17 protein-coding genes and 1 pseudogene are annotated in these 22,223 nt (G+C 74.7%); 15 read left to right on the top strand and 3 right to left on the bottom strand.

Annotation, left to right across the window (positions count from 1 at the left end; translation table 11 throughout):
- The 10 genes and pseudogenes from E9565_RS06565 to E9565_RS06520 form a co-directional block, all read left to right on the top strand.
- Nucleotides 1-222, top strand: a pseudogene (locus E9565_RS06565) (methyl-accepting chemotaxis protein); the annotation flags it as partial.
- Between the two features lie 187 nt (nt 223-409).
- A complete protein-coding gene (locus E9565_RS06560) occupies nt 410-2,842 on the top strand; it encodes a chemotaxis protein CheW (RefSeq protein ID WP_236834360.1) in 2,433 nt (810 codons plus the stop codon).
- A gap of 1 nt (nt 2,843) precedes the next feature.
- Nucleotides 2,844-3,296, top strand: coding sequence for a chemotaxis protein CheW (locus E9565_RS06555; RefSeq protein ID WP_236834359.1), 453 nt, complete (start codon nt 2,844-2,846; stop codon nt 3,294-3,296).
- A gap of 255 nt (nt 3,297-3,551) precedes the next feature.
- A complete protein-coding gene (locus E9565_RS06550) occupies nt 3,552-4,454 on the top strand; it encodes a hypothetical protein (protein WP_236834358.1) in 903 nt (300 codons plus the stop codon).
- 552 nt (nt 4,455-5,006) lie between these two features.
- Nucleotides 5,007-6,116: a chemotaxis response regulator protein-glutamate methylesterase gene (locus E9565_RS06545; protein WP_236834357.1), complete on the top strand. Its 1,110-nt coding sequence runs from the start codon at nt 5,007-5,009 to the stop codon at nt 6,114-6,116.
- On the top strand, nt 6,113-6,937 hold the full coding sequence (locus E9565_RS06540; RefSeq protein ID WP_236825483.1) for a protein-glutamate O-methyltransferase CheR: 825 nt from the start codon (nt 6,113-6,115) through the stop codon (nt 6,935-6,937). The genes E9565_RS06545 and E9565_RS06540 overlap by 4 nt, the downstream gene beginning before the upstream one ends.
- Nucleotide 6,938: 1 nt before the next feature.
- Entirely contained in the window at nt 6,939-7,322 is a 384-nt protein-coding gene (locus tag E9565_RS06535) for a response regulator (protein ID WP_236825482.1), read from the top strand.
- On the top strand, nt 7,319-7,858 hold the full coding sequence (locus tag E9565_RS06530; protein ID WP_236834356.1) for a chemotaxis protein CheX: 540 nt from the start codon (nt 7,319-7,321) through the stop codon (nt 7,856-7,858). The genes E9565_RS06535 and E9565_RS06530 overlap by 4 nt, the downstream gene beginning before the upstream one ends.
- A complete protein-coding gene (locus tag E9565_RS06525) occupies nt 7,859-8,221 on the top strand; it encodes a response regulator (protein ID WP_236825480.1) in 363 nt (120 codons plus the stop codon). It begins immediately after the preceding gene.
- Complete coding sequence (locus tag E9565_RS06520) at nt 8,218-8,712, top strand: hypothetical protein (RefSeq protein WP_236825479.1); 495 nt, start codon at nt 8,218-8,220, stop codon at nt 8,710-8,712. The genes E9565_RS06525 and E9565_RS06520 overlap by 4 nt, the downstream gene beginning before the upstream one ends.
- A 181-nt stretch (nt 8,713-8,893) precedes the next feature.
- Here E9565_RS06520 and E9565_RS06515 read toward each other — a convergent pair whose 3' ends face one another.
- Nucleotides 8,894-9,343: an ATP-binding protein gene (locus tag E9565_RS06515; protein ID WP_236834355.1), complete on the bottom strand. Its 450-nt coding sequence runs from the start codon at nt 9,341-9,343 to the stop codon at nt 8,894-8,896.
- Between the two features lie 218 nt (nt 9,344-9,561).
- Here E9565_RS06515 and E9565_RS06510 point away from each other — a divergent pair, with 218 nt between their 5' ends.
- Nucleotides 9,562-11,328, top strand: coding sequence for a PP2C family protein-serine/threonine phosphatase (locus E9565_RS06510; protein WP_236825477.1), 1,767 nt, complete (start codon nt 9,562-9,564; stop codon nt 11,326-11,328).
- Between the two features lie 12 nt (nt 11,329-11,340).
- On the opposite strand, the gene E9565_RS06505 is transcribed toward E9565_RS06510, so the two are convergent.
- Nucleotides 11,341-12,546: an ATP-binding protein gene (locus E9565_RS06505; protein ID WP_236825476.1), complete on the bottom strand. Its 1,206-nt coding sequence runs from the start codon at nt 12,544-12,546 to the stop codon at nt 11,341-11,343.
- Nucleotides 12,547-12,670: 124 nt separating this feature from the next.
- Complete coding sequence (locus tag E9565_RS06500) at nt 12,671-13,126, bottom strand: hypothetical protein (protein ID WP_236825475.1); 456 nt, start codon at nt 13,124-13,126, stop codon at nt 12,671-12,673.
- Between the two features lie 114 nt (nt 13,127-13,240).
- Here E9565_RS06500 and E9565_RS06495 point away from each other — a divergent pair, with 114 nt between their 5' ends.
- From E9565_RS06495 to E9565_RS06480, 4 genes are all read left to right on the top strand, one after another.
- Entirely contained in the window at nt 13,241-13,612 is a 372-nt protein-coding gene (locus tag E9565_RS06495) for a phage holin family protein (RefSeq protein ID WP_236825474.1), read from the top strand.
- A 46-nt stretch (nt 13,613-13,658) separates the two neighbouring features.
- Complete coding sequence (locus E9565_RS06490) at nt 13,659-18,680, top strand: NAD-glutamate dehydrogenase (RefSeq protein ID WP_236825473.1); 5,022 nt, start codon at nt 13,659-13,661, stop codon at nt 18,678-18,680.
- 251 nt (nt 18,681-18,931) lie between these two features.
- On the top strand, nt 18,932-20,791 hold the full coding sequence (locus tag E9565_RS06485; protein WP_236834354.1) for a glycoside hydrolase family 15 protein: 1,860 nt from the start codon (nt 18,932-18,934) through the stop codon (nt 20,789-20,791).
- Nucleotides 20,788-22,173 carry a glucose-6-phosphate dehydrogenase gene (locus E9565_RS06480; RefSeq protein WP_236834353.1) on the top strand — a complete coding sequence of 462 codons (1,386 nt, stop codon included), beginning with the start codon at nt 20,788-20,790 and terminating at the stop codon, nt 22,171-22,173. Before E9565_RS06485 ends, E9565_RS06480 begins: the two co-directional genes overlap by 4 nt.
- Nucleotides 22,174-22,223 lie beyond the last annotated feature (50 nt).

Below are 22,223 nucleotides of genomic sequence, written 5' to 3'. Positions count from 1 at the left end.
ATCGCCTCGGCGGTGGAGGAGCAGACGGCCACGACCAACGAGATGGCCCGGTCGGTGCAGGAGGCCGCCGGTGGGACCACGCAGATCGCGGAGAACATCACCGGTGTCTCCACGGCGGCGGACTCGACCACGCAGGCGCTGACCCAGACCCGCACGGCGGTCGACGAGCTGTCCCGGATGGCCGCCGACCTGCGCAGCACCGTCGGGCAGTTCACCTACTGAGCGGACCGCCGGGCCGGACACCGCGCCGGCCCGGCGCCACCCCCGACGGGGGTCGGTTGCGGGCGCCGCACTGCCGATAACACGGCCGGCGGGCGTCCGCGCGGATTCACCTTGACCCCCGGCGACCACCCGCCGAACACCCCAGCGGGGCCACCCGTGCCCCGTCGCGACAAGAGAGAAGGCAGCAGTGGACGGTCTGGACGACATCGTCGAGGAGTTCCTCGTGGAGAGCCACGAGAACCTCGACCAGCTCGACACCGACCTGGTCGCGCTCGAGCAGGAGCCCGACTCCCGCGAGCGGCTGTCCAGCATCTTCCGGACCATCCACACGATCAAGGGCACCAGCGGCTTCCTGGCGTTCAACCGCCTGGAGGAGGTCACCCACGTCGGCGAGAACATGCTGTCCCGCCTGCGGGACGGCGAGCTGGCACTGACCCCCCAGCGCACCAGCGTGCTGCTGCAGATGGTCGACACGGTCCGCTCGCTGCTCGCCTCGATCGAGGCCTCCGGGGGTGAGGGCTCGGTCGACGTCTCGGCCGTCGTCGCCGGGATCAGCGCCGCGATGGAGGACGGACCGGCCCCCGCCGCCGAGCCCCCCGTGGCCGAGGAGCCCGCAGCGGCGGCGACCGCGGAGCCCCCGGCGGCCCAGAAGGCACCCGCGAAGAAGGCCCCGGCCAGGAAGGCCCCCGTCAAGCGGGCCCCCGCCAAGCGTGCCCCGCGCGCCGCGGCCGTCCCCGCTCCCGCCGTCGAGGAGCTGCCCGAGACCCCGCAGGAGCACCTGCGGGCCGACCTACCCGAGGAGCCGGTCGCGCCGGCCCCCGTCGCCGAGGAGCACCCGGTGCCCGAGCCCGCCGTCGCCGACCACCCCGAGGGGGAGGGCGCCCCCGCCGCCGATGCCGCCGGCGGCCAGGCCCGCCGCGCCGTCGCCGACAGCACGATCCGCGTCGACGTCGACCTGCTCGACGAGCTGATGCTCCTGGTCGGCGAGCTGGTGCTCACCCGCAACCAGATCGTGCAGAACGTCGCCCGCCAGACCGACACCGACCTGATCCGCGCCTCCCAGCGGCTGAACCTCATCGCCAGCGAGCTGCAGGAGGGCGTCATGAAGACGCGCATGCAGCCGATCGACCACATCTGGTCCAAGCTGCCGCGCGTCGTCCGCGACCTCGGCCTGCAGCTCAAGAAGTCGATCCGGCTGGAGATGGAGGGGCGCGACACCGAGCTCGACAAGACGCTGCTCGAGGCGGTCAAGGACCCGCTGACCCACCTGGTCCGCAACTCCGTCGACCACGGCATCGAGGCCCCCGAGGCGCGGAAGAAGGCCGGCAAGCCCGCCGAGGGCGTCCTGACCCTGCGCGCCCGCCACGAGAGCGGGCAGGTGGTGGTCGAGGTCGCCGACGACGGCGCCGGCATCGACCCGGCCAAGCTCGGCGCCAAGGCCGTGCAGCGCGGCCTGCTCACGCAGGAGGCGCTGAACCGGATGAGCCCGGCGGACGTCCTGCAGCTGATCTTCCTGCCCGGCTTCTCCACCGCCGCGGCGGTCACCAACGTCTCCGGCCGGGGCGTCGGGATGGACGTCGTCAAGACCAACATCGAGTCGATCGGCGGTACCATCGAGGTCGAGTCCGACCCGGGCGTGGGCACCGTCTGCCGCCTGCGCATCCCGCTGACCCTGGCGATCGTCCCCGCGCTGACCGTCGAGTGCGCCTCCGACCGGTACGCGATCCCGCAGATCAGCCTGCAGGAGCTGGTCAGCCTCGACGCCGAGAAGGCGGCGAACGCCGTCGAGGAGGTGGGCGGCGCGCAGGTCTACCGCCTCCGCGGCGAGCTGCTCCCGCTGGTCCGGCTCACCGACGTCCTCGGCCTCACCTCCGAGCGCCACGACGGCCACGTCGTCATCGCCGTCCTGCGCTCGGAGGGCCGGCGCTTCGGCCTCGTGGTCGACCGGGTCATCAACACCGAGGAGATCGTCGTCAAGGCGGTCGGCGGACAGCTCAAGGCGATCGGCCTCTACTCGGGGGCCACCGTCCTCGGTGACGGCACCGTCGCGCTGATCCTCGACGTGCAGGCGCTCGCCCGCCGCGCGCTGCGCACCGAGACGACCGACCGCCAGGAGGCGCGCGCCGGCTCGCTGCAGACCGTGTCGGCCGAGACCGACCGGCAGCGCATGCTCCTGGCCGCCATCGGCGGTGGCCGCCGGGTCGCCATCCCGCTGGACACCGTCACCCGCCTGGAGCAGGTGCGCAGCGAGGCGGTCGAGAAGGTCGGCAACCGGGAGGTCGTGCAGTACCGCGGCGCGATCCTGCCGATGGTGCGCCTCGACCGGCACCTGGGCGCCTACGGCGAGACCGACCGCGAGGTGCTGGAGGTCATCGTCTACTCCGACCACGGCCGCAGCGTCGCGATCGTCGTCGAGGAGATCCTCGACATCGTCGACGGCGAGGCCGCGGTGCGCAGCGACATCGACGACATGGGCCTGCTCGGCTCCGCCGTCCTCGGCGACAAGGTGACCGAGCTGCTCGACGTCCGGGCCGCGATCCTCGCCGCCGACCCGGCCTTCTACTCGGCCCCTTCCTCCTCGACGCCGGCCGGCGTCCCCGACTCCCTGCTGGAGGTCTGACGTGACCGCTCCGACCCGCACGCTCGCCCCCGCGACCAGCGGCCAGCTGGCCACCTTCCGGCTGGACGGCGACCTGTACGGCATCGAGGTCGAGCACGTGCAGGAGGTGCTGCGCAGCCAGCAGCTCACCCGCGTGCCGCTCGCCCCGACCGCCGTCGCCGGCCTGATCAACCTCCGCGGGCAGGTGGTCACCGCCATCGAGCTCCGCGAGCGGCTCGGCCGGCCGGCCCGCCCCGAGGGCACCGACCCGGTCGTCATCGTCGTCCGGCTGCACGGTGAGGCCGTGAGCATGCTGGTCGACTCCATCGCCGACGTCGTCGACGTCGACGCGAGCGACTTCGAGGCGCCGCCGGACACCCTGGAGGGCCAGGCGCGCGACCTCATCCGCGGCGCCTACAAGCTCGACGGGAAGCTGCTGCTGGCCCTGGACGTCCAGAAGGCCGTCAGCGCGTAGCAGCGGGATCGTGACGGCGAGCGGCGGGGAGGACCTCCTCCCCGCCGCTCGTGCGTTCCGGACAGCCGGAGCGGCCGAGCCCCACCACCGGGTAGCGGACGGTGACCCAACGTGAGCGATTGCTGACCGCACACGGGGTGACACGCGCTGTAGGGGTGCCTGCGGTCCTGCGATGGGGTGACGGGTGCATGGTGCCGCCCCGCCCGGGCAGCCAGCATGGGTCCGTCCCGTTCCCCGGAGCCCTGGAGGCGCACCGTGCCCTACTCGCTGGTGAGTGCCGCCACCCTCGGCTTCGACCTGGTCCGCCTGCCCGCCGGCCGGCAGGTCGCCGAGGTGCTGCTCGCCGGCCTGGGGGCCGACGAGCCGGCGCTCGCCCGCCTCGCCGGCGCCCACCCCGCCCGTGGGCTGGACCGCGAGCAGCGTGGGGTGCGGGCGGTCCGGAACCGCCGGGCGCGGGAGATGGCCGCCGCCGTTCCCCACGTGCGCACCGCGGCCGACGCCGCCGAGGGCGCCGGTGACCGCACCGCCCTCCTGGTGCGCCAGCTGGAGCTCGGCACCATCGGCGACGCCCCGACGCTGGAGCGGTTGCTGCGCGAGGACGTCCTGGGCCGCGAGCACCGGCTGGCCGGCCGGGTCGACCCCGGCACGTGGGAGCAGGCCGCCGACGTGCTGGCTGACGCCGCCGTCGGCTTCTGGGCCGCCGGCGTGCTGCCGCCGCTGGTGCGCCGTGAGCTGACCGCGGCCTTCGACCGCGCCCTGGACGCCGGCCCGCTGGCGGGGCCCACCGGCTGGGGGCTGGCGGACGCCGAGGAGCTGACCGGTTTCCTCGCCGCCGTCCGCGACCTGGACGACGCCGGCCGGTCGCGCTGGCGCCTGGCCGTCGACGAGGGCCGCGCTGCGCACCGTCCCTGGGCCACCGCCATGCACGAGGCCTCCTGGGGTGCGCACGTCTCCGGGCGCACCCGGGCGCTGGCCGCGGCGCAGCTGCTGGCCGTCCAGGCCTTCCTCGACGGCGGCTTCGACCTGCACGACGGTGCCGCCGGCGTGTGGAACGCCGTGGCCGGCTGCGTCCAGGCGATCGTGCTCGACGACCTGCTCGGCGGCGAGAACGCCGCGGTGCTCCGTGCGCCGGGTCGGCGCGTCGCCGCCCTCTCCTGACCGGCCCCCGGTCCTCCGCGCCACGCCTTCCCGGTCCGGCTGCCGATCATCTCCCGACCCGGCCGGTGATCATTTCCCGCGACGCCCGGTGATCATTCCCGACGGCGGTCGGTGATCCATTCTCGGCGCTTTGTCGACAATGGTCCGGGTGGTCGTCGCCCCGGCCACCGTCGATCTGCATCGGTGGCGAGAAGATCGCGCCACGCATGGTGCGTGTCGGCTTCAGACGGCCGGTCCGCCGCCGAAGATGCCAGGCAGCACCAGCACGCCCTCGGCCGCGCTCCCGCGAGCCCGGGCGTCGCTGGGGCCGCCCAGGGCACGCGGCGAGCCGCACCCGGGACCGCTCCGACCATTTCCCAGGAATGCGTGTCGAGCTTCTCGGGGCGCCGTCGGTGTGGCTTTTCCGGCGCCGCGCCGGGGAATTGCGCCGCCGATCTCCCGAACATTCCGGGAACGCGGGGTCCGCACCGCGGAAGGGCTCAAGCCGGACGCGGAGATGCCGATACAGACAACATGCCCGCCGATCGGCGCGGGCAGGGGCCAGGAGGACGTGTGAACCCGATCCGGGTGATGGTGGTCGACGACTCGGTCGTCGTCCGCAAGATCGTCACCGACGTGCTCTCCGCGGACCCGGGGATCGACGTCGTCGGCACGGCCGTCAACGGCAAGGTGGCCCTCGGCAAGCTGCCCCAGCTGCGGCCCGACCTGGTCACGATGGACATCGAGATGCCGGAGATGAACGGCATCGAGGCGGTCCGGGCGATCCGCAGGACGCGCGACCGGGTGCCGATCATCATGTGCAGCACGCTCACCGAGCGCGGCGCCACCGCGACCCTCGACGCGCTGTCGGCGGGGGCGAACGACTACGTGACCAAGCCGGCCAACGTCGGCAGCGTGGCGCAGTCCATGGAGAGCGTGCGCGAGCAGCTGATCCCGAAGATCAAGGCGCTCACCGGGCGCCCGGTCACCCCCGTGCGCCCGGCCGCCCCGGTGGCCCCGCCGCCGCGGCCGGCGGCGCCCCGCACCGGCCCGGGGAAGAAGCCGGCCGTGCTCGTCATCGGCTCCTCCACCGGGGGGCCGGAGGCGCTCGCGCGGGTGCTGCCCGCCCTGCCGGCGACCCTCCCGGTCCCGGTGCTGCTGGCCCAGCACATGCCCCCCGTCTTCACCCGCCAGTTCGCCCAGCGGCTCGACCGGCTCTCGCCGCTGCGCGTCGTCGAGGCGGTCGACGGCACCCCGCTGGCACCCGGCACCGTGCACCTGGCCCCCGGTGACCACCACCTGGTCGTCCGCGCCGACGGCCGCGCCGGGTTCACCACGGCGCTGAACCAGAACCCGCCCGAGAACTTCTGCCGCCCCGCCGTCGATCCGCTCTTCCGCTCCGCGGTCGCCGCGTACGACGGCGCCGTCCTCGGCGTCGTGCTGACCGGCATGGGCGCCGACGGGCGGAACGGCTGCGGGGAGATCCGCAACGCCGGCGGCACCGTCGTCGTGCAGGACCAGGCGACCTCCGTCGTCTGGGGCATGCCCGGGGCCGTCGCCCAGGCCGGCTACGCCGACGAGGTGCTGCCGCTCGACCGGATCGCCGAGGCGATCCAGCGCCACCTCGCGCGCGCCGCACCCTTGAACACCGCACCAGCCATGGCCGTGGGAGGTCGTCGATGAGTCTGACCGCGACCAGTTTCGACTGGGTCCGTGACCTCGTCCGCAAGGAGAGCGCCATCGTGCTCCAGCCGGGCAAGGAGTACCTGGTGGAGGCCCGCCTCCTGCCGATCGCCCGGCAGATGGGGCTGACCGACGTCACCAAGCTCGTCGAGAACGTGCGCGTCCGCCCGGACGCCGACAGCACGCGGCGGATCGTCGAGGCGCTCACCACCAACGAGACATCGTGGTTCCGCGACGGCGACCCGTTCACCGCGCTGACCTCGACGGTGCTGCCGTCGCTGCTCGCCGCCCGCGGGCCCAGCGAGCGGCTGCAGATCTGGTCGGCGGCCTGCTCCAGCGGGCAGGAGCCGTACACGATCGCGATGCTCCTGGACGACGCCCTGCCCAACGCCACCTCCCGGGTGTCCATCACCGCGACCGACCTCTCCCGCGAGATGGTGCAGCGCACCCGCGCCGGCCGGTTCAGCCAGCTCGAGGTCAACCGGGGCCTGCCGGCGCCGATGCTGGTCCGGCACTTCACCCGCGCGGGCAACGAGTGGGAGGTGTCGCCCGACCTGCGCCGCATGGTGAACGCCAGCGAGTGCAACCTCGCGGCGCCGCTGCCGCGGATGGGCCCGTTCGACGTCGTCTACCTGCGCAACGTGCTCATCTACTTCGACCTGCCGACCAAGCAGTCGATCCTCCGCCGTGTGCGGGACCTGATGCGGCCCGACGGGTGGCTGTTCCTCGGCGCCGCCGAGACCACCCTCGGCGTCGACGACTCCTGGGAGCGGGTCGTCGTCGGCCGCAGCTCCGCCTACCGCCCGCTGAAGGGGGCATGACATGCGTGCACTGGTGATCGACGACTCCCGCGCCATGCGCCGGATCGTCACCGGCATCCTCGCCGGCTTCGGCTACGAGGTGCGGGACGCCGAGCACGGCCGGGCCGCGCTCGACGTGCTGGGCGAGGGCTGGCTCCCCGACCTGGCCACCATCGACTGGAACATGCCGGTGATGGACGGGCTGCAGTTCGTCTCGGCCGTCCGCGCGAACCCGGCGTGGCGCTCGATGACCATGATGATGGTCACCTCGGAGAGCGAGCACACCCAGATCGTCCGGGCGCTGGCCGCCGGCGCGCACGAGTACGTGATCAAGCCGTTCACCGCCGACGCGATCCGCGACAAGCTCGCGCTCCTCGGCCTGCTCCCGCAGGAGGTCTCCCTGTGACGACGACGGACACCGGCGCGCGGCGTCGCGCCAGTGACGTGCGCCCGGTCATCACCGACCTGATCGACCTGGCGACCGTCGAGGCGATCGCCGCCGAGGCGTGGGTCGCCCTCATCGGCGAGGACGAGGTCCTGGTCCCGCTGCCGGGCGAGCTGCCGGTCGACATCGTGTCCAGCTGGGTCGACGTCGTCGGCCCCTGGACCGGCAGCGTCGTCCTGACCACCGCCCGCAGCACGGCCGAGGAGCTCTCCCGCGCCCTGCTGCGGGACACCGCCCCGGCGGTGCTGGACGGCGAGGACGTCGCCGACGCCTTCGGCGAGATCGCCAACGTCGTCGGCGGCAACGTGAAGGCCGCGCTGCCGGGCCCCTCGGCGCTCAGCCTGCCCCAGGTGGGCAACGCACCGCTGGTCCGCAACCCGGCCGACGTGTGCCGGCTGGACCTGCTCTGGCGCGGCGAGCCCGTCGCCATCTCGGTGCAGGGGGCCCTCCCGCCCCTGCCCGGCTCCACCCCTACCCGCGAGAACGAGGTGTCCTGAGTGAAGATCCTGATCGCCGACGACAGCCGCGTCATGCGGCAGATCGTCATCCGCACGCTGCGCCAGGCCGGCTACGACGACCACGACATCGTGGAGGCCGAGGACGGCGCCGACGCGCTGGCCAAGGTCTCCTCCGAGCAGCCCGACCTGGTGCTGTCGGACTGGAACATGCCGAACATGACCGGCATCGAGTGCCTGCAGGCGCTGCGCGCCTCCGGCTCGGCCGTCCCGTTCGGCTTCGTCACCTCCGAGGGCTCCGCGGAGATGCGGGAGAGGGCGGCGAACGCCGGCGCCCTCTTCCTCATCGCCAAGCCCTTCACCGAGGACACCTTCAAGGAGCACCTGGACGGGGTGATCGCGTGACCGCCCCCACCACGGGTGTGCAGCTGCCCGCCGCCAAGGACGTCCGGGACATGCTGACCGGTCTGGTCGGCAAGGCGGTCAACGTCTCGCCCGGCGCGCCGGTCACCCCCACGCCGGAGAAGCCGGTGGCGGTCGCCGTCTACGTCGACCCGCAGATGGCCGTCAACGCCCTGTGCCTGCTGGACCTCGGCGCGGCGGCCTACACCGGCGGCGCGCTGGCCCTCCTGCCCCCGGGCGGGTGCCAGGACGCCGTCGAGGAGGACGGCGAGCTGACCGCCATGCAGCTCGAGGCGCTGCACGAGGTGGTGAACGTGCTGTCCGCGCTGTTCAACACCCCGGGCGCCCCGCACTCCAAGCTGCACAGGCTCTACGCCCCGGGGGAGGAGCTCCCCGGCGACCTCGCCGGGATGCTGGCGGCGTTCAACCGGGTGGACCTCGCCATCGAGGTGCCCACCTACGGCAAGGGAGCGCTCAGCTTCGTCGTGCCATGACATCGCGGTCCTCCGGACCGCACCGCGGCCAGGTGCCGTCCCCGGCGCTCGCCGAGCCGCTGCGTCGTCCCTGCGCGGACCCCTCCGGGGCCCACTCGGGACGACCGTGCCCACCGCGGACCACGAGACCCCCGTCGCTCCTCGGAGCGGCGGGGGTCTCGTGTTGCACGTGGAACCGCGGCTAAGCGGACGCGCGCTCCTCGCAGGCGGTGGGCAGGCAGGCCCAGACGTGCTTGCGGTCGTCGTCGACGTACCAGCCGTGGGCCACCGACAGCCGGGCCACCAGCTGCAACCCCATGCCACCCTTCGCCGGATCGCGGTCGACCGTGGGGGCCGGCATGGCCTGCGGGGCCTGGTCGCTCACGTCCAGCAGCCAGCCGCCGCTGCCGGCGATGACGGTGGCGACGACGGGCTGCTCCCCGTGCCGCAGGGCGTTGGAGGCGAGCTCGTCGAACGCCAGCACCAGCTGCTCGCCGGAGACGTCGTCGGCGGGCGCCTCCTCGACGTCGTGCATCAGCGACCGCAGCGCCGCCCGGGCCCGCGGGAGCTCCGCGAGGGACCCGAGCCGCCAGCGCCAGACCTCGCCGCGCCCGTCCGGCAGCGGTCGGACCGGCCACGCGAGTCGCCCCATGCTCCCCCCTCGTCTCGGGTCGTCGACCGTTCCGTGGGTTCCCAGACCCGGTCGGTGTCAACCCCCTGCGCCGCGCTGATCCCGGAGTGTGCGCGGCATCACGCGCCCCTCCGGAGGAGGGAAGCGGGGTTGCGGCATTGCCATCCGCCCGCGGAACGGTCAGGCTCTCCAGTCAGGCTGCCGACCGCGCGGCGGGACGGGGCACGGCACGGATGAGGGTGGACGGCACCGCCCCAGAGCTGAGCGGGTTGCTGCTGCAGGCGGTCGAGGGCATGGAGCGCCCGATGTTCGTCCTGTCCGGGGACTGGCGCTTCCGGTACATCAACCCGGCGGGGGCGCGGGTGCTGGCCCGCACCGTCCCCGAGCTCCTCGGGCGGGACATCTGGGTGGAGTTCCCCGAGGCCGTCGGCGGTCCGTTCGATCGCCTCTACCGCTCGGTCCGCGACTCGGGCCGGTCCGGCAGCGTCGAGGCCTGGTACGAGCCGCTGGGCACCTGGTTCCGGGCCGACGCCTTCCTGACCGACGCCGGCCTGGTCGTCACCTACGACGACATCACCCTGGCACGCCGCGCCGAGGAGGAGCGCGCCGCCGCCGTCCGCGCCCGCGAGGTGGCCGCCGCGGAAGCGGCGCGGGCCGCTCGGGTGGCGGAGGAGTCCGGCCGGTTCCTCATGCTCCTCGGCGAGATCAGCCAGGAGATGACCTCCACGCTCGACGCGGACGAGGCGGTCGGCCGGTTCGCCGCACGGGTCGTGCCGGAGCTGGCCGACTGGTGCCTGGTCAGCGTCGTCGACCCCGACGGCACCCGGCGGGACGTAGGCCGGGCCCACCGCGACCCTGCGATGGCGGAGGCGATGCACCGCTACGCCGACGCGCGGGTGGCCTCCAACGACACGAGCGCCCCGGTGCCGGTGGCCCTGCGCCGGGCCCAGCCGGTCGTCATCGAGCGGCTCACCGAGCACGACTTCGAGACGATGATCCGGGACGACGCGAGCCGCGCGGCGCTCGCACCGCTGGCCCCCTCCGCGGTGGCCACCTTCCCGCTGGTCGCCCGGGGTGAGGTGTTCGGCGCCTTCACCCTCGTCAACGGCGCCGACCGGGGGCCGCACACGCCGGCGGAGCTGCGGACGGCCGAGATCGCCTCCCGGCGGGCGGCCCTGGCACTGGACAACGCGCGCCTGGCCACCCTCAACCACCAGGTGGCCGAACGGCTGCAGCTGAGCCTGCTCTCCCCGCCGGTGCAGCCGGACCACCTCGAGCTCGCGGTCCGCTACCGACCGGCGACGCACGGCATCTCCATCGGCGGCGACTGGTACGACGCCTTCCTGCAGCCCGACGGTGACACGGTGCTGGTCATCGGCGACGTGATGGGCCACGACATCGCGGCGGCCGCGGCGATGGGCCAGATCAAGACGCTGGTGCGGGCGATCGCCTTCGACCGGCTGGAGGAGCCGGCCGGGCTGCTGCACCGGGTGGACAACGCCCTGGTGGGGCTAGCGGTGCCGGCGATGGCCACCGCGCTGGTCTGCCGCATCGAGCAGGGCGAGGCCGAGCGGGCCGCGGGGGTGCGCCGCCTGCACTGGGCCGCGGCCGGCCACCCCGACCCGCTGCTCCTGCTGGCCGACGGCACGGTGCGCGACCTGGCCGTCCCGGTCGGGCCGCCGCTGGGCTCGGGCTGGGTCGGGCAGCTCTCCGACGGCGTCGCGCTGCTGCCCGACGGCAGCACGCTCGTCCTGTTCACCGACGGCCTCTTCGAGCGGCGCGGTGAGCTCCTGGACGACGGCCGGGAGCGGCTGCGGGCCGTGCTGACCGGGTCGGCCGATCTCTCCCTGGACGAGCTCTGCGACCGGCTGCTCGAGGAGATGCTCGGCGAGGGCGTCGAGGACGACGTCGCCGTCCTGGCGGTGCGGGCGCACGCGGTCGACCGCCCCCGGCCCGTCGAGGCCGGGCCCGAGGTGCTCCCGCCGGCGGTCCCCCACCCGGCGTGAGCCGGTCCTCCCTCAGTCGGGGTGGCGCAGCAGGTACCGGCCGAAGTGCGGCACCGTGAACGCGATCTGGCCGCGCTCGGCGGAGTAGACCAGCCCCTTCTTGATCAGCGAGTCACGGGCGGGGGACAGCGACGCGGGCTTGCGCCCCAGCGAGACCGCGACCTCGGAGGTCGCGACCGCCGCGCCGCCCGGCCCGCCCAGCTCCGCCATCGCGTGCATGTACTCCCGCTCGGCGGGGGTGGCCCGGTCGTAGCGCGAGCCGAAGAACCCCACGGCGAGCTCGGCCTCCGCGACCGGTGCCGCCATGGCGACGTCCGCGGCGGTGATGGGGGAGGAGGCCGCGACGTCCCAGGTGACCTTGCCGTAGGCCTGCACGAAGTAGGGGTAGCCGTCGGCCGCCTCGTAGAGGGCGTCGAGGGCGGCCGGCTCGAAGGTGACGTCCTCCCGCTCGGCAGGGGCGAGCAGCGCCCGGTCGGCGGCGGCGCGCTCGAGCCGGTCGATGCGCAGGTAGCGGAACAACCGCTCCGAGTAGCTCTTGGACGCCGAGAGGACGGCCGGGAGGTGGGGGAGCCCGGCGCCCACGACGATGAGCGGCGCACCCTGCTGCGAGAGCTCGTGGCAGGCGGCGCAGATCGCCGAGACGTCGTCGGGCTGGATGTCCTGCATCTCGTCGATGAACAGGGCGATCCCGCTGCCGATGTCGGCGGCCACCCCGGCGGCGTCGCTCAGCAGCTCGACCAGGTCGATCTCCATGTCGCCGGAGTCGGCCCGCCCGGTGGCGGCGGGGACGTCGATGCCCGGCTGCCAGCGGTCGCGCACCTTGGCCACCGTGCCGTCGGAACCCACCCACCCCCGCTGGGCGAACGCCTTCACCACCCCCAGCACCTCGGCCACCGACTCCTGGTCGCCGTGCCGCGGGCCCAGCTCGCGCAGCGCCATGTGCAGCGCGGAGGAGATCGGCCGGCGCAGCGACTGCTCGGGCCGCGCCTCGATCTTGCCGGTGCCCCAACCCCGCGTGATGGCGGCCGAGCGCAGCTGGTTGAGCAGCACCGTCTTGCCGACGCCGCGCAGGCCGGTGAGCACCAGGGACCGCTCCGGGCGGCCGCGCGCGATGCGCTCGAGGACGACGTCGAAGGCCTGCAGCTCGTCGTCGCGGCCGGCCAGCTCGGGCGGGCGCTGGCCGGCACCCGGGGCGTAGGGGTTCCGGACGGGATCCATGCATCGCACCGTATGGGCATCTCTAGCGCCCGTCGTAGAGATCCGTAGAAGTGCCGATGGCGTGTCGGCCGCGGCGGTCGCCGCCCGCCCGGTCCGCACGAGGCGGCGAGCGGGCCCGCGGGCGTCAGAGGTGCGCGTGCGCCCGCCCGTCCAGCCAGGCCCGCACCGCGGCGGCCTGCCGCTCCAGCGTGTCGTGGGAGGGGCCGAAGAAGGGTGCCTCGGTGACGTCCAGCCGGTGGCGGGTGCCGTCGTCCAGGAGCAGGAACACCGCCCAGCCGCGCGCCGGGCGACCGGCCCGGTCGATCCCGACGGCCGTGATCTCCCCCCGCAGGAAGGTCCGGGTGGACCAGGTGTTGCGGACCGTGAGCCGTCCGTCCGCGCTCCCGACGACGCTCCAGGACAGCATCCGGCCGACGACGACCGCCACGAGGCCCGTGAGGACCACGACGGGCACCAGGGACCGCCCCCACGCCTGGTGGCGCAGGACGACCTCCGCCAGCCACAGGGCGAGGAGCACCGGACCCAGCGTCCGCACCCAGGGCGGCAGCCGGATCGCGAGCGGCTCCTCCGCGCTCGTCACGACGGCATTCTGCGTGCGTCGACGGTGATCTGCCACTGTCTAGCCCAGGGTCTAGACGGCGGCAGACGGCGTCAGATCCCACGATGGGGCGCGCAGCGGGGCTAGCGTCGGCACGTGATCAAGTTCCTGCTCAAGGTCGTGATCTTCGCGGCGGCCTTCTACGGGCTGACCTACTTCGACGTGCTCCCCGGGCTGGAGGTGCTGCCCAACCCCGACGGGCCGCTGGGGGAGTACGGCAGCTACCTGTGGATCGGGCTGATCTTCGGTGTGGTCAACGCCCTGGTCGGGCCGGTCCTGCGGCTGCTCTCCCTGCCGTTCGTGCTGCTCACGCTCGGCCTGTTCCTGCTCGTGGTCAACGCGGCGCTGCTCGGCCTGACCGCGGCGATCACCGACCGGCTCACCATCGACGGTTTCGGCACCGCGGTGATCGGCGGGCTCATCCTCGCCGTCGTCGGCTGGATCGCCGACCAGCTCCTCGACCGCTGAGGCGTCACCGTGACGCTGGTCTCAGCGGGCAGTAGCGTGGCCCGACATGGCCAGTGACACCGGCGTCGCCCCGGGGACCCCGGTGCGCGACCGGGACGGCGGCCCCTCGAGCGGCTCTCTCACCGAGCTCGCCGCCCTCGAGGCCGGCCGCGACGAGAAGAAGCAGCTGCTGCGGAAGGCGGCCGAGCTGGCCGTCACCGAGGCCGAGCGCGGCGCGGCGGCGCTCCCCCAGGGGTGCACCGCCGGCGACGTCCCGGCGTTCTTCCGGCGCTACTACTGGAGCGAGCCCGCCGAGGAGGTCCTCGGCACCGACCCCGCGGACCTCGCCGCGCTCGCCCTGGGGCACCTGGCGCTGGCCGAGGTCCGCCCGCCCGGCGCCGCGACCGTCGACGTGCGGGGCGTCCCGGGCGGCCGCGGGGCCGGCCGCACCGTGATCCGGCTGGTCACCGACGACATGCCCTACCTCGTCGACTCGGTCACCGCGGAGGTCACGCGGCAGGGGTTCGCGCTCGAGCACGTCGTCCACCCGGTGCTGGTCCTGCGCCGGGACGTCCGCGGGCGGGTGCTCACCTTCTGCGACAGCGGGGACGCCGCCTCCTGCGGCGCCGACGCGCTCGCCGAGTCCTGGATGGCGATCGTGCTCGACGGCCCCCTGGACGCGGAGGCCGCCGACGACCTGGTGGCCGGGCTGCGCACCGTCCTGGACGACGTCCGGGCGGTGCACGAGGACGCCGGCCGGATGCGGGACCGCCTGCGGGCGCTCGCCGCCCGGGTGGAGGAGCGCCCCGGCGCCCCGGCGGACGTCGGGGACGCCGCCGACGACCCGGCCGAGGCCGCGGCGCTGCTCCGCTGGCTGGCCGACGAGAACTTCGTGCTCCTCGGGGCCCGCGAGGTGACCCTCTCCGAGGACCCGGACCGCCCGGCGGTCCAGCCGGTGGCGGGCACCGGGCTCGGGGTGCTCCGCAGCGACACCGGCATGGGCGGCACGTCCGGCAGCACGCCGGAGACCGCGAGCGCCCCGGTCGACCACCTGCTCACCGTCACCAAGGCCGACAGCCGCTCGACGGTGCACCGGCGGGCCTGGCTGGACCTGGTGAGCGTCACCCTGCCCGACGGGCGGGACGGGACGCGGCGGCAGTGCCGGTTCGTGGGCCTGTTCCCGACGTCGGCGTACACGACCAGCGTGCTCGACGTCCCGCTGGTGCGGCGCCGGGTCGGCGAGGTCATCGCACGCTCCGGCGTGCCGGCCGACAGCCACACCGGCAAGGAGCTGCTCGACGTCCTGGAGACCTACCCCCGCGACGAGCTGATGCAGGTCGGCGCCGACCAGCTGCTGCCGGTCGCGATGTCGGTGCTGCACCTGCAGGAGCGGCGGCAGACCCGGCTGTTCCTGCGCCGGGACCCCACCGGCCGGTTCTGGTCGGCGCTGGTCTACCTGCCGCGGGACCGCTACACCACCGAGGTCCGGGTGGCGATGCAGCAGCTGCTGCTCGAGCGGCTGGGCGGCACCAGCATCGAGTTCACGGCCCGGTCCACCGAGTCGGTGCTGGCCCGGCTGCACTTCGTCGTGCGGCCCCCGGTGGGGCGCCAGGGGGCGAAGCAGCAGGTCGACGTCGACGTCGAGGCGCTGCAGGCCGAGCTCGCCGCCGCCGCCCGGAGCTGGACCGACGAGCTCTCCGACGCGCTGGCCGCCCGGTTCGGCGCCGACGCCGAGAAGGTGTTCGCGCGGATCGCCGACGCCTTCCCCGCCGCCTACCAGGAGGACTTCAGCGCCCAGCGCGCCGTCGAGGACCTGGTGCGCCTGGACGGGCTGGCCCCCGGTGACCTGGCGCTGCGGCTGTCCACACCCGCCGCCGGGTCGGCGGGGGAGCGCCGGCTCACCGTCTACCGGGTCGGCGAGCGGCTGCTGCTCTCCCAGATCCTGCCGATGCTGCAGAACATGGGCGTCGACGTCGTCGACGAGCGCCCCTACGAGATCGACCGCATCGGGGCGCCGCCCACCTGGATCTACGACTTCGGCGTCGCCGTCCCGCCGGTCGAGCTACCGCTGCTGCGCTCGCTGCCCGAGCGGTTCACCGAGGCCGTGGGCGCGGTCTGGCGCGGGGAGGCCGAGGACGACGGGCTGGGCGCGCTGGTCGTGCTCGCCGGGCTGAACTGGCGGCAGGTGACGGTCGTGCGGGCCTACGTGCAGTGGCTGCGCCAGGCCGGGCTGCCCTTCAGCCAGGCCTACGTCGAGCAGACCCTGGCCGCGCACCCCGGCGTCGTCGCGCGGCTGGTGGCGCTGTTCGAGACGCGCTTCTCGCCGGGGCGGGTGACCGGCCGGGACGCCCGGCAGGCGGACCTGGTCGCGGCGCTGCAGCGCTCGATCGGCGAGGTCGCCTCCCTCGACGCCGACCGCGTCCTCAGCTCGCTGCTGGCCGCGGTCACCGCCACCCAGCGGACCACGTACTACGCCTCCACCCCGGAGCGGCCGACCCCGCTGGCGCTCAAGCTCGCCCCGGCCGAGGTGCCCGACCTGCCCGAGCCGCGCCCGGCGCACGAGGTGTGGGTCAGCTCGCCCCGCGTCATGGGCGTGCACCTGCGGTTCGGCAAGGTGGCCCGCGGCGGGCTGCGCTGGTCCGACCGGCGGGAGGACCTGCGCACCGAGGTGCTGGGCCTGGTGAAGGCGCAGATGGTCAAGAACACGGTCATCGTGCCCACCGGCGCCAAGGGCGGCTTCGTCGTCAAGCGGCCGCCCGCGGACTCCCCGACCCACCCCGCCTCCCGCGAGGAGGTGCTCGCCGAGGGGCAGGCCTGCTACCGGTCGTTCGTCGGCGCGCTGCTGTCGCTCACCGACAACCTGGTCGACGGCGCGGTCGTCCCGCCGGAGAAGGTGGTCCGGCACGACGGCGACGACAGCTACCTCGTCGTCGCCGCCGACAAGGGGACGGCGACCTTCTCCGACCTGGCCAACGAGGTGGCGCTGGAGCGCGGCTACTGGCTGGGCGACGCCTTCGCCTCGGGCGGCTCGGTGGGCTACGACCACAAGGCGATGGGCATCACCGCCCGCGGCGCCTGGGAGTCGGTGACCCGCTACTTCCGCGAGCTCGACGTCGACGTGCAGCAGGAGGACTTCACCGTCGCCGGCATCGGCGACATGTCCGGCGACGTGTTCGGCAACGGGATGCTGCTCAGCGAGCACATCCGCCTGGTCGCCGCCTTCGACCACCGGCACGTCTTCGTCGACCCCACCCCCGACGCGGCGACGTCGTTCGCCGAGCGCCGGCGCCTGTTCGAGCTGCCCCGCTCCTCGTGGGCCGACTACGACACCTCCCTGATCAGCGAGGGCGGCGGGGTGTGGCCGCGGACGGCCAAGACCGTGCCGGTGTCGGAGCAGGTGCGGGCCGCTCTCGGGCTGCCCGGCGGGGTGACCTCGCTGAGCCCGGTGGAGCTGATCCGCGCGGTGCTGCTCGCCCCGGTGGACCTGCTGTTCAACGGCGGCATCGGCACCTACGTCAAGGCCGCCGGGGAGAGCCACCTGGAGGTCGGCGACAAGGCCAACGACGCCGTGCGGGTCGACGGCCGGCAGCTGCGGGCGCGGGTCGTGGGCGAGGGCGGCAACCTCGGCCTGACCCAGCGCGGCCGGGTGGAGTACGCGCTCGCCGGCGGCCGGGTGAACACCGACGCCATCGACAACTCGGCCGGCGTGGACACCTCCGACCACGAGGTCAACATCAAGATCGCGCTGAACCGGGTGGTCGACGAGGGGCGGATCGACGCCGAGGGGCGCGCGGCGCTGCTCGGCGAGATGGCCGACGACGTCGCCGCCGCCGTCCTCACGCACAACCACGCGCAGAACGCGACCCTCGCCGGCGAGGCCGCGGCCGCGCGCAGCCTGATGGACTCCCACGAGCGGTTCATCCGCTCGCTGGAGCGCACCGGCCGGCTCAACCGGGCGGTGGAGGCGCTGCCCGACGACCGCGCGCTCACCGAGCGCCGCCGCGACGGGCACGCGCTGACCAGCCCGGAGCTGTCGGTGCTGCTGGCCTACGCCAAGCTGGAGACCGGCGACGCCGTGCTGGCCTCGCCGCTGCCGGACGACCCGGCGCTGGAGGCGCTGCTGGTCGACTACTTCCCCGGCCCGCTGCGCGGCCGGTTCCCCGCCGCGGTCACCAGCCACCCGCTGCGCCGCGAGATCATCGCGACGGTGCTGACCAACCGCGCGGTCGACATCGCCGGGGTCACCGGCCTGTTCCGGCTCGCGGAGGAGACCGGGGTGCCGCTGCCGGCGGTCGTCCGCGCGCACGCGGTGGCCCGCGCGGTGTTCGGCGTCGACGGGATGTGGGACGCCGTCCGCCCGCTGGACAACCAGGTCTCGGCCGCCGCGCAGGTGGAGGCGCGCACGGAGGCCACCCGGCTGGCCGAGCGGGCGGCGCGCTGGCTGCTGCGCCAGCCGGAACTCACCGCCGAGCACCCGCCGCCGCTGGCGGAGGTGGTCGACCGGTTCGCCCCGGCGGTCACCGCGGTGGAGGCCGGGCTCCCCGGCTGGCTGCTCGGCGGCGAGGCGGAGGCCTACGCCTCGCGTGCCGCCCGGCTGCAGGAGGCCGGCCTGCCCGCGGAGCTCGCCGCACGGGTGGCCTCGGCGCCGCTGCTGCCGGCCGCGCTGGACCTCGCGGTGGTCGCCGAGCGGACCGGGGCGCCGGTCACCCTGGCCGGCCAGGTGATGCAGGGGCTGGCCGAGCGGCTGGGGCTGGTGACGCTGCGCGAGCAGGTCCTCGCCCTGCCCCGGGACCGGCGCTGGCCCTCCATGGCGCGGGCGTCGCTGCGCGACGACCTGGCGATGGAGCAGTCCTCCCTCACCGAGGACGTGCTCAGCCTGCGCACCGGCGACGACGAGGAGCCCGGTGGCCTGGTGGGCCGGTGGGCCGAGGGCTGGGACCCCGCGCAGCGCCGCGCGGCCGCCCAGCTGGCCGACATCACCGCGGGGGAGCGCCACGAGCTCGCCGAGCTGCTGGTCGCCGTCCGGACCCTCCGCGGGCTGCGCAAGCGCCGCCGGGCCCGGCGGCTCCCGCGCCCGGAGGGGACGTGAGCCCTTCCCCGCGAGATCGGCGACGTCGTGCCCATCGAGGGGCTGATGACCCGGCTTCGCGGATCTCGATCGGGTGTGGCGGGCCGGCTACCGCAAGCAGTGCGCATCCGGGTGGCCATACGGCCGTCTAGCCCCGACCGTAGAGAGCCGTAGAACAGGCCAGTCGCAGGACCGTCACGTGCGGCCGGGATTGGCGGGCCCGTGCGCGGGCAGGGTGCTGGGGACCGCTGCCCCCGACGCGAGGACCGCCCGTGCCGCTCCGCCCCCTCCACCGCACCGACGGCTACCTGCCCATCGAGGACCACGGGCTCATCGGGGACGGCGTCACCTGCGCGCTGGTCGCCCGGGACGGCTCGATCCCGTGGCTCTGCCTGCCGACGTTCGACGGCGAGCCGTTCGTGGCGGGGCTGCTCGACGCCCGGCGCGGCGGGACGTTCGCCGTGACCCCGGCCGGGCTCCGGGAGGCGGCGCAGCGCTACCTGCCCGACACCGGCGTTCTGGTCACCGAGCTGCACTGCGACGGCGGCGTCCTGGAGCTCACCGACTGCCTGCCGCTGCGGTCGGGCGCCGACCTCGCCGAGCCGGTGCCGGCCGGGCGAGGCGAGGTCCTGCGCACCGCCCGGGTGCTCTCCGGGTCCGTCGACGTCGAGGTCCGGCTGGCCCCGAAGGACGGCGTCCAGGTGCGCTCGGAGCTCGAGGCCTGGCGGATCCGCTGGCCGGCCCGCCCGGACCTGGACCTGCTGCTGTGGTGCTCGCACCCGCTGACGCTCAGCGGCGACGGCGCGATCACCGGCCGGGCGCGGCTGGCGGCCGGGGAGCGGCTGACCGTCACCCTCCAGTGGTCGGGGCAGACCCACACCCGCGCCCGCCACGACCCCCAGCGGCTGGTCGACCAGACCGCGGCGGCATGGCGTGACTGGGCCGGCTGCCTGGCCTACGAGGGCCCGCAGCGCGACCTGGTGCGGCGCTCCGCGCTGACGCTGAAGCTCCTCGACCACGTGCCCACCGGGGCGGTGATGGCCGCCGCCACCTCCTCGCTGCCCGAGGGCATCGGCGGGGAGCGCAACTGGGACTACCGCTACACCTGGGTGCGCGACGCCGCCTTCACCGGTTACGCGCTCAACCGCATCGGCATGGGCGAGGAGTCCTACGCCTTCCTGGCCTGGACGCTGCGCAACGTCGAGCGGCGCGGCCGGGTCGACATCATGTACTCCCTCGACGGGGAGCCGCCGGCGACCGAGTGGCTGGACGCCACGCTGTCGGGCTACCGCGGCTCCTCCCCGGTCCGCTGGGGCAACGGCGCGGCCCGGCAGGTGCAGAACGACGTCTACGGGGAGCTGCTCGACGTCGCCTACCAGTGGGTGCGCGGCGGCGGCGAGGTGAGCGAGCCCTTGTGGATCTCGCTGCAGGCCCTGGCCGAGCAGGCCATCTCCCGGTGGGGGACACCCGATCACGGCATCTGGGAGATCCGCGACGCCGGGCGGCCGTTCACCTACTCGGTCGCGATGTGCCACGTCGCCGTCGACCGGGCGCTGCGGATCGCCGACCTGCTGGGGCTCCCGCACCCCCGGGAGCGGTGGCGGGCCGAGGCCGACCGGATCCACCGCACCCTGCTGGAGCAGTCGTGGGATTCCGACCGCGGCACCTTCACCGAGCACCTCGCCCCGCCCGGCGGGGGTGACCGCGGCGGGCTGGACGGCTCGCTGCTCAGCCTGCCGCTGCGCCGGGTCGTCGCGGCGGACGACCCCCGCATGGTCGCGACCACCGAGGCCGTCCGGCGGCACCTCGACGCCGGGAACGGGCTGCTCTACCGCTACCTGCACGAGGAGTCGCCCGACGGCCTGAAGGGCACCGAGGGGGCCTTCCTGCTGTGCAGCTTCTGGCTGGTCGACAACCTGGCGGGGCAGGGGCGGCTCGACGAGGCGCACGCCCTGTACGACTCGCTCTGCGGCCGGGCCACCGAGCTGGGCCTGCTCGCCGAGGAGGTCGACCCGTCGACCGGCGCCTTCCTGGGCAACTTCCCGCAGGCGTTCAGCCACGTGGGGGTGATCGCCAGCGGCTGGAACCTCGCCCGGGCCACGGCCGCGGCGGGGGGAGGTGCGGCACGGTGACCCGCTCGTTCGTCGTCCTCGGCGGGACCGGGGACCTGACCGGCCGGCTGCTCCTGCCCGGGCTCGCCGAGCTCGCCGCCGCGGGTGGCCCCGCCGAGCCGGCCGCGGTGGTGGCGGTCAGCCGGGAGGACTGGACCGACGAGGAGTACCGCGGCTGGGCGCGGGACCGGCTGGCCGAGCACGCGGCGCACGTGCCCGAGCCGGCCCGCGAGCGGCTGGTCGGCCGGCTGGGGTACCGGCAGGGGGACGTGACCGTCCCCGCCGACCTCCGGGCGGGCCTGGCCCGCGCCGGCGGCGTGCCGGTGGTCTACCTGGCGCTGCCCAACACCGTCTTCCTGCCCACGCTCGAGGCGCTGGCCGAGGTCGGGCTGCCCGAGGGTGCGGTCGTCGCCGTCGAGAAGCCCTTCGGCCGCAACCTGGCCGACGCGCAGGCGCTCAACGAGGTGCTGCACCGGCTGGTGCCGGAGGAGCAGGTCTTCCGCACCGACCACTTCCTGGCGATGCAGACGGTGCTCAACATCCTCGGGCTGCGGTTCGCGAACCGGGTCTTCGAGCCGGTGTGGAACGCCCAGCACGTCGAGCAGGTGGAGATCGTCTTCGACGAGACCCTCGGCCTGGAGGGGCGGGCCGGCTACTACGACACCGCGGGCGCGCTGCGCGACATGCTCCAGAACCACCTGCTGCAGGTGCTGGCCGTGGTGGCGATGGAGCCGCCGGCCGCCCTGGACGCCCGCGGCCTCGCCGCCCGCAAGGCCGACGTGCTGCGCGCCGTCCGCTCGCCGGACGACCCGCGCCGGGACACCGTGCGCGCCCGCTACACCGCGGGCCGGGTGGGGGCGCGGGACCTGCCCGACTACACCGCCGAACCCGGCGTCCACCCCGACCGCGGCACCGAGACCTACGCCGAGTACACGGTGCAGGTCGACAACTGGCGGTGGGCCGGCGTGCCCTTCCGGCTGCGGTCGGGCAAGGCGCTAGGTGCCGACCGGCACGAGATCGTGCTGCGCTTCCGCCCGGTGCCGCACCTGGCGTTCGGGCGGCAGGAGGGGGAGGCGCACCCCGAGCCGGACGTGCTGCGGCTGCGGCTGGACCCCGACGCGATCAGCCTGGAGGTCAACCTCAACGGCGCCGGTGACCCGTTCGACCTGGAGCGGCGGACGCTGGCCGCGCAGCTCCCACCGCAGGCGCTCTCGGCCTACGGGCTGCTGCTGAAGGGCCTGCTCGCCGGCGAGGCGGCGCTGGGCATCAGCGACGTCGAGGCCGAGGAGTCCTGGCGGATCGTGGAACCGATCCTCGCGGCGTGGGCCGCGGGCGACGTGCCGCTGCTGGAGTACCCGGCCGGCTCCGACGGCCCCACCCCTGGCCACGATCAGGGCACCTGAGAGGGAGGACGCCGTCGAGGGCCGTGTACGGCTCTCTAGCTCCGACGCTA

It is taken from the genome of Blastococcus sp. KM273129, assembly GCF_021698995.1.
Taxonomy (GTDB): Bacteria; Actinomycetota; Actinomycetes; order Mycobacteriales; family Geodermatophilaceae; genus Blastococcus.
Note: the sequence above shows the minus strand (reverse complement) of the source record. Positions and strands in the feature narration are given on the sequence as shown.

Coding starts and splice junctions, on each gene's coding strand:
- E9565_RS06490 (WP_236825473.1), top strand. CDS start 13,659: ATGGCCAGTGACACCGGCGTCGCCCCGGGGACCCCGGTGCGCGACCGG.
- E9565_RS06535 (WP_236825482.1), top strand. CDS start 6,939: ATGCGTGCACTGGTGATCGACGACTCCCGCGCCATGCGCCGGATCGTC.
- E9565_RS06540 (WP_236825483.1), top strand. CDS start 6,113: ATGAGTCTGACCGCGACCAGTTTCGACTGGGTCCGTGACCTCGTCCGC.
- E9565_RS06515 (WP_236834355.1), bottom strand. CDS start 9,343: ATGGGGCGACTCGCGTGGCCGGTCCGACCGCTGCCGGACGGGCGCGGC.
- E9565_RS06505 (WP_236825476.1), bottom strand. CDS start 12,546: ATGGATCCCGTCCGGAACCCCTACGCCCCGGGTGCCGGCCAGCGCCCG.